Annotated in this window: 7 protein-coding genes; 2 read left to right on the forward strand and 5 right to left on the reverse strand. The window is 50.7% G+C overall.

From position 1 onward, the window contains the following. Positions 1 to 180 precede the first annotated feature (180 nt). The 5 genes from OO017_RS19730 to OO017_RS19750 all read right to left on the reverse strand — a co-directional run bounded on the left by OO017_RS19730 (position 181) and on the right by OO017_RS19750 (position 5,495). Positions 181 to 651, reverse strand: a complete 471-nt coding sequence (locus OO017_RS19730) for a GNAT family N-acetyltransferase (protein ID WP_266054431.1) — start codon at positions 649 to 651, stop codon at positions 181 to 183. 94 nt (positions 652 to 745) lie between these two features. After that, entirely contained in the window at positions 746 to 1,501 is a 756-nt protein-coding gene (locus OO017_RS19735; RefSeq protein ID WP_266054432.1) for an acyl-[acyl-carrier-protein] thioesterase, read from the reverse strand. Between the two features lie 118 nt (positions 1,502 to 1,619). Then, entirely contained in the window at positions 1,620 to 2,099 is a 480-nt protein-coding gene (locus tag OO017_RS19740) for a DUF5362 family protein (protein WP_266054433.1), read from the reverse strand. 150 nt (positions 2,100 to 2,249) lie between these two features. Continuing rightward, positions 2,250 to 2,705, reverse strand: a complete 456-nt coding sequence (locus OO017_RS19745; protein ID WP_266054434.1) for a hypothetical protein — start codon at positions 2,703 to 2,705, stop codon at positions 2,250 to 2,252. 594 nt (positions 2,706 to 3,299) lie between these two features. After that, on the reverse strand, positions 3,300 to 5,495 hold the full coding sequence (locus OO017_RS19750; protein WP_266054435.1) for a prolyl oligopeptidase family serine peptidase: 2,196 nt from the start codon (positions 5,493 to 5,495) through the stop codon (positions 3,300 to 3,302). Positions 5,496 to 5,719: 224 nt separating this feature from the next. Here OO017_RS19750 and OO017_RS19755 point away from each other — a divergent pair, with 224 nt between their 5' ends. Both OO017_RS19755 and OO017_RS19760 read left to right on the forward strand, forming a co-directional pair. Then, positions 5,720 to 6,373, forward strand: a complete 654-nt coding sequence (locus OO017_RS19755; protein ID WP_266054436.1) for a 2OG-Fe(II) oxygenase — start codon at positions 5,720 to 5,722, stop codon at positions 6,371 to 6,373. A gap of 251 nt (positions 6,374 to 6,624) precedes the next feature. Beyond that, on the forward strand, positions 6,625 to 7,233 hold the full coding sequence (locus OO017_RS19760; protein WP_266054437.1) for a hypothetical protein: 609 nt from the start codon (positions 6,625 to 6,627) through the stop codon (positions 7,231 to 7,233). The last annotated feature ends 124 nt before the right edge of the window (positions 7,234 to 7,357 follow it).

Raw genomic sequence — 7,357 nt, forward strand, 5'->3', positions numbered from 1 at the left:
TCACGGCCAGCCAGCTTGCGGCTTGCTAACAGGCTTCACCAACTCGCCTGTAAGGGACTTGCACCCTCTGGAATAATATGATACCTTTCGTATCAGGTGCCCATACTGGGCGCACACCATACAAAGCCGTCTCCGGAACAGGGTCAAACCTTTCCGGAGACGGCTTTTCTCTTATGGAGGTTATGCGTTATACCTGTGGATCTGCTCCTCGGACATGGTGCAGTTGATCCACTCCTCGTCCAACTCGGCGCCAATGCTCTTGTAAAAGGCTATCGCAGGCTCATTCCACTCCAGCACCTGCCACCTGAACCGCCTGGCACCCGTTTCTTTAGCCTCCTGGGCTACTGCATTAAAAAGCTTTTTACCGATGCCCGTACGGCGCAGCCGCTCCGTTACCACCAGGTCCTCCAGGAACAGCATTCTGCCTTTCCAGGTAGAGTATGCGGTATAATACAGCGCGATGCCTACCACGCCTTCTTCACCCTCAGCCACAAAAAATTTGTAGATCGCATTCTCGCCAAAGCCGTCGCGTTCCATCTCCAGCAGGGTGTTGGTTACCTCGTTCGGTGCCTTCTCGTACTCCGCCAGCTCCTTTATAAGGTTATACACCTGCGGCAGATCATCTATCGTTCCTCTTCTTACTTGTATCATCTTAATTATTGAATTGCTGCTTTGTTAAACTGTTGACTTGCCTGAATCAGGATTTTCGAAATTAATAGGATTTGCAGGATTAAGATTCACTCATTCAGGTTTCACTATCTTCCCATTCCGTCTGGGCCTGCACCAGTTCTTTGCCGCTTTCCTGGCTGGTTAGCTTGTGCAGGTACGTATGGTCATTCTCATCTGCGGGTGCCGCAGCCGAAACCACGGTATCACCCAGTATACTTTCTGCTTTAAAGATGATGTCTACCTGCCGCAGCTGCTTCTGCTCCAGCACGTCCAGCGGCAGCGTATCCAGTGCCCACTGCAGGTAGCGGGTGTTGGTTACGTGTCGGTTCAGGTCGATGTCGTGCCAGCGCACGGGCACTTGCTGCTCGTGCTGCGCCTCCTGCAGCTGCGGCAGCTTGCCCCTGGCAAAAGGCAGCGGCTCGCTGCCCGGCACTACCTCCACAGCCAGGATAAAATCGGGCACCGACACGAGCTGGCGCTTCACCACGTCCATTACCAGCCACACGCTGGTGGCCTGCCCCAACAACTCCCGCTCCTGGTTGTAGATCCTGAAATCACGGTGCAGAAACACGCGCTCACGGCCGGATGCCCAGGTTTCCACGGTTATCCTGTCGTTGTGGCCGGGGTAGCGGAACATCTCCACGCGCATGCGCTGCAGTACCCACGTTAGCCCGCGCTCCAGCAGCTCGTACATCGATATGCCCAGATCCAAGGTGTTGTGCCAGGCCGCCTCTTGCATGTAACTCACAAGTGCCGGCAACGTGGCCTGCCCCCGGTAATCTATCTGGCTGGAGCGTACGGTAAACTCACTTTTCCCTGCCCTTGATTTCATAGCTCGCTTTATACTTGTATGGTGCTAAGGTACGTAAGAATAGCGGCAGCCGCCACCTAAAACAGAAAAAGCACGCCAGTTGCCGGGCGCGCTTTTTACCTGAGTATTTTCGGGCCAGTTACTGCATCATAGAGCCAATTCCCACCCCCAGGAACATAAACAGCAGCCCCAGCACATAAAAACTCAGCATTACAATAGTTAGAATGCCCACAAATTTGAACAGTGACTTTAGGTTGGCGAAAGAGGTGGTAAGCAACTCCTCGTTCTGCAGCCGCAACGCATCCTGCATTTTACCGGAGAACCGGTACAGGTACAGCACCGGAAAAAAGTACAATAGCGCAAAAAGCAGGTAGAAAAACGCAAAGAAGCCCCCTCCAATTATACCCGCTGCGCCGCCGACCGACTCTTGCGGAAAGAAAAGCGAACCCATGGCGGCTCCTGCAAAGAGGCCGGCCACTACCATAAACCCGATCATCACAAAACCCACTATCGCTAAAAATTTCCCCCATTTCGCGATTTCCTGCAGGTAACCTGCCGAGGGAGGGTTTATGCTAACGTGTTGTGGAGCTGGTGCGCTGCCGTAAAGTCCTGAATCCATGTTTATTGTGTTTAGGTGAACGATAGCTTTAAAGTATAAAATTTTTCCTATACTTCACCTGTAATTCACTCATAAAACAGACTTGTTCATATAAGAAGGCTTTTGCTTTGGTAGCAGGTGCCCCTGTTATACTTTGGCAAACTATACGTTTTACATTTGCGGAACTGTCACTCCCGTGGCCAGCATCAGCAGCGAGATAGCGAACAGCAGCAGGAACAGCAGCAGCATGATCACCAGGAACTTGAACAGGATTCTGAGTTTACCGATGGCCTTGCCTACTTTTTGCCGGCTACGCTCCTGCACCCCCTTCTGCATACTTGAAGCAAAGTTGTAGAGGTACAGCGACGGGAAAAAGTATACCAGCGCCACAAAGGTGTACACCACAATAGTGAAACCCGACAGCCCTACATCGGGCACACGCCCCTCCATACCCGACGATTGTAGCATCTGCTGCATAAATAGCCCGAACACAAGTATAAACCCTGAAAGTATGAACCCCAGCACCGCCAGCACCTTACCCCACTTGGCTGTGTCGGTAAGGTGCTGGAGTAGCCTCACATCCAGGTAAAGCTCGTTTGGGCTGGTGTTGTTAGGTTCTGGTATCATAGGGTTGAGTATTCTCTATAGTTGTATTTAAATATACTAAAAATTATATACCGATAATGGGTAAGCTATGGTTTCGTTTTAGCAGGAACAAGAAATACCTTCTCGCTGGGCTAAGCGTTTGCTTTACGCAACTTGAACCAAGCTATACTTCCATAGCTGCTGCTGTTCCTCAGACTTACAAAGGCTACAGTTCCACCTCTGGCTTTGGCTCCCTCCAGCCCGGGAGGGCTCGTCCTCGGGCATCGCGCTGGTACCTTTTCCTGCCCTCGTGCCTCGGGCTGCCTCGCTACCGCTCGTCACCAGAAAAACTCCAAAGGCGCACAACCCAAGGACTGGGATCAGATTCGATAGCTGCTGCTTTCCGCACAGTCCCCCTTCGAAGGGGGCAGGGGTGGGTTTATACTTCTATTGATACCAGCAACCATGAAACTTATACTTTGGCCAAAGCAATCACAGAATTCCCCGCCTTAGACAAGGAGGGGCAGGGGTGGTTGGACCCGGTACTGCCCCTGTTCTTAAGGCTACAAAACAAAAAAAGCCGCACCACCTGAGGCAGGCGGCGCGGCTGAAGTATAATCGACAGATTTATACTTGTTACTGGTTATTCTGATACGGGTTCACGCCCATGTTCTTGTAGATGAAGGCATAGGTATCGGCATACTCCTGGATCACGAGCGAGGTTGGCTTACCGGCGCCGTGGCCTGCACGCACATCCACTCTAATTAAGTATGGATTACCCGTAGCGCCTTTGTCCTGCAGCTCAGAGATGAACTTGAAGGAGTGCGCCGGCACCACGCGGTCGTCGTGGTCTGCGGTTTTTACCAAAGTAGCCGGGTATTTCACACCCTCCTTGATGTTGTGCAGTGGCGAGAAAGTATAAAGGTTCTTAAACTGCGCCTCATCCGCAGAAGAGCCATACTCTGGCACCCACGCCCAACCAATGGTGAACTTATGGAAGCGCAGCATGTCCATCACGCCCACGGCAGGAATGGCCACCTTGGCCAGCTCAGGCCGCTGCGTCATGAAGGCGCCTACCAGCAAGCCACCATTAGAGCCACCGGCCACCGCCAGTTTCTCAGAGGAAGTATACTTCTGGTCGATAAGGTACTCGGCAGCGGCGATAAAGTCGTCGAATACGTTTTGCTTGTTTGGTGTCATGCCGGCCTTATGCCAGTCTTCGCCGTACTCGCCACCGCCACGCAGGTTCGGCATGGCATACACGCCGCCGTTCTCCAGCCACAGCATATTGGCAATGCTAAAGCTTGGCGTCATGGAGATATTAAAGCCTCCGTAGGCATACAGGTAAGTCGGGTTGGTGCCATCCAGTTGCAGGCCTTTCTTGTGCACGATGAACATCGGCACTTTGGTGCCGTCCTTGGAAGTATAAAACACCTGCTTCGTCTCGAAGGCATCGGTGTTTACGTTTACTTCCGTCTTACGGAACTGCGTTACCTTGTTGTTCGGCACATCGTAACGGTAGATGGTTGGCGGGTAGGTGAAGGAGGTGAAGGTGAAGAACACTTCCTTATCGCTCTGCTTCCCGTTAAAGCCACTCACGGTGCCCAATGTTGGTAGCGCTACGGTGTTCAGCTGCTTGCCGCTCTGGTCAAACACGACGATCTGGCTGGTGGCGTCCTTCATGTAGGTGGCAATAATACGGCCGCCCACGGCAGATACACCCTGCAGCACATTCTCCGACTCGGGCACGATTACTTTCCAGTTTGCCTCCTGCGGCTTCTTCGGGTCAATCATCACCAGTCGGTAGCGCGGCGCGTTCTTGTTCGTATTCACCAGCAGCTTGTCGCCGAAGTTATCCACCACATTGTACTCACTCTCGAAGTTGGTAACGATAGGCTTGATAGTAGACTTCGGATCCTTCAGGTCTTTATAGTATAACGCATTGGCCCCGCTCGCACCTTCCGACACATTCAGGATCAGGAAGCGCTCGTCGTCGGTGGTCTGCCCATAGAAGTTGCGCAGCGCGTTTTTCTTGTCCTCATACACCAGCTGGTCCTGGCTCTGCGGCGTGCCGATTTTGTGGTAGTATACTTTGTGGTACTCGTTCATATTGGCCAGCTTGTTACCCTCGGTCGGGGCATCGTAGCGGCTGTAAAAGAAGCCGTTTCCGCTCCAGCTCGGGCTCGAGAATTTCACCCACTCCAGCTGATCGTCCAGCTTCTTGCCTGTGGCTGTTTCCATTACGTGGTAGGTGTTCCAGTCGGAGCCGCCGCTGGAGGTGCCGTAAGCCAGGTATTTGCCGTCTTTCGAGAAGGAAAGTGCCGTCAGGGCCACCGTACCGTCAGCACTCAGCTTGTTCGGGTCGAAGAACACTTTCGGCTCCGCCTCCAGGCTCTCCTGCACGTACAGTACGCTCTGGTTCTGCAGGCCATCGTTCTTAAAGAAATAATATTTGCCGCCCTCTTTAAACGGAGCGCCATACTTTGGGTAGTTCCAGATCTCGGTCAGGCGGTTCTTAATCTCATCACGGAAGTCGATATCGCCCAGGTAGGCCTGCGTTACCTCATTCTGCTGCGCGATCCACTCATCCAGCTGCTCGTCGTGGTTTTCCTGCCAGCGGTATGGGTCGGCCACTTTCGTGCCGAAGTAATCGTCTATTTGGTCTACTTTCTTGGTGTCAGGGTAATCTAGTTGCACTTCTTCTGCCGTTGCAGCGGCAGTAGCGGTTGTTTCTGTTGTCATGCCAGTGGCAATTGTATCGTTTTGGGTTGATTTGCAGGCCGACACAGCCGTAAGGCCGCCGGCAAGCAGTAGTACTGTTGTTTTTTTCATAAGTACTGAGCCTGTGGTTTTGTTTAAGGTCTGGTTAAAAACCGATGGCACACAAGATACAAAAAATTAGCCACACTACCGTTTCTGCCACTTTAGCAGCCCTTGGTTTTAGACCTTAAATCAGGTAGAAAATTTCTTTGCCCCACAAGTATACAAGCAATCGCTCTGGCACTTACTTTTGCACGCTTTTCTCCTGAAAGAGAGGCAAGTATAGCATTATAGCGATGATTGAAGAATTAGAAGAGAAGCTGCTGCTGAAGTTTGAGCAGATTGCCGACAGGTTGTCTGAAAAGGGATACGCCATTATAGACAACTTCCTGGAGGCGGAGGAGGTGCGCAACCTGCTGCAGGTGCTGACACTTCACCAGGAGCAAGGCACGTTTAAAAAAGCCGGCATCGGTGCCGCCGACCAGTTTACGGTAGACAAAGAGGTGCGCGGCGACTACATCCGCTGGATTGAACCTTCTGAAGCCTTGCCGCCTACCCAGATTTTCCTCGACCGCATGGACGAGGTGATGCGCTACATCAACCGCACCTGTTTCCTGGGCCTAAAGGATTACGAGTTTCACTTCACGGTATACCCTCCGGGTACGGTTTACCAGCGCCACATCGACCAGTTTAAGGAGAACGATCACCGCCGCCTGTCCTTTATCTGCTACCTGAACGAGGACTGGAAGCCGGAGCACGGGGGCAACCTGCGTTTATACTTGCCTAACGAGGATGGCTCTGAGGAAGAGGTGGACATTCTGCCGATCGCCGGCCGCCTGGCCTGTTTCCGCGCCGATATGATTCCGCACGAGGTGTTGGCCGCTAACCGCCACCGCTACAGCCTCACCGGCTGGATGCTGGACCAGCTGAATGAGTTGACGTTTTTGTAGGATAACCATTGCCCGATACAATTCAAAACTCCTGTGTTTCCCTTTTAAGGAAAGTACAGGAGTTTTTTATGCACTTAGACCCGGTATTAATAGCCTGCCAAAAATACAACTGGGTATTACGTTTTTTCCAGGTAAAAAAAGTTATATTAGTGTAACTAAATAATCAGTCAAATTTAGGTTATGCACCACGCGTATATGGCAGATTAACGTCATAGTGACGTGTATCCAGAAGTTAGTGCAAATATTAATTGATGAAAAAGAACCTGATATACTTTGCTCTAGTAGCCTTACTTTTTGCTTGCGATAATGCTTTTGAAGATAGGGCATTTGAAAAGCAAAGTGTAGTTTATCACGTAATCAAAGCACCCTTGATTGATACATCAAACTCAACCCCACCATCTCCGCCATTGTTATACTATGGACAGCACAACTTTATTGTTTATCCAAACGGTAAAACCTATTACCATAACAAGTTCAATAACTATGGCTGGTGCGGAACAGGAATTGATACATCTAACCCAGATTTTGTAAGTTTACAGCCTTCTGACCTGATGGAATTGACAGATGACAACCTGGTGCAATTTGTTAAAAGTGTGGTTCAAGACACGAGCAGCTATCATAGGAAAATAGCGGCTACAATTTCTTCACCTGTTGACTCTATTACTAATAAGCACTTCAATGAAATAATCAATGTATTCAGTCAGAAGAACTTTAACATATATTCTGTCAGAAAAACAACAGAAGAAGAGCAAGTTGTTCTCAGTCATAAAATTGAAAACAAAGAGTACGACCCAGATCAAATAAATTGGAAAGGCGAATTTGGGGGTATAAAGTTCTTGCCACCAAATTCTAAAGAATAACTAGCACTAATCGAGTAGACGGCCCCGCCACCGTTAGGTAGCGGGGAGCGCCTCTCACACCACTGTACAAGCGGGTCTCGCATACAGCGGTTCGTTAAGTTGTGGAGCTACTTCCCTGTAGTAG

Origin of the sequence: Pontibacter anaerobius (assembly GCF_026241195.1) — a bacterium.
GTDB classification, from domain to species: Bacteria; Bacteroidota; Bacteroidia; order Cytophagales; family Hymenobacteraceae; genus Pontibacter; species Pontibacter anaerobius.

Coding starts and splice junctions, on each gene's coding strand:
- OO017_RS19730 (WP_266054431.1), bottom strand. CDS start 651: ATGATACAAGTAAGAAGAGGAACGATAGATGATCTGCCGCAGGTGTAT.
- OO017_RS19735 (WP_266054432.1), bottom strand. CDS start 1,501: ATGAAATCAAGGGCAGGGAAAAGTGAGTTTACCGTACGCTCCAGCCAG.
- OO017_RS19740 (WP_266054433.1), bottom strand. CDS start 2,099: ATGGATTCAGGACTTTACGGCAGCGCACCAGCTCCACAACACGTTAGC.
- OO017_RS19745 (WP_266054434.1), bottom strand. CDS start 2,705: ATGATACCAGAACCTAACAACACCAGCCCAAACGAGCTTTACCTGGAT.
- OO017_RS19750 (WP_266054435.1), bottom strand. CDS start 5,495: ATGAAAAAAACAACAGTACTACTGCTTGCCGGCGGCCTTACGGCTGTG.
- OO017_RS19755 (WP_266054436.1), top strand. CDS start 5,720: ATGATTGAAGAATTAGAAGAGAAGCTGCTGCTGAAGTTTGAGCAGATT.
- OO017_RS19760 (WP_266054437.1), top strand. CDS start 6,625: ATGAAAAAGAACCTGATATACTTTGCTCTAGTAGCCTTACTTTTTGCT.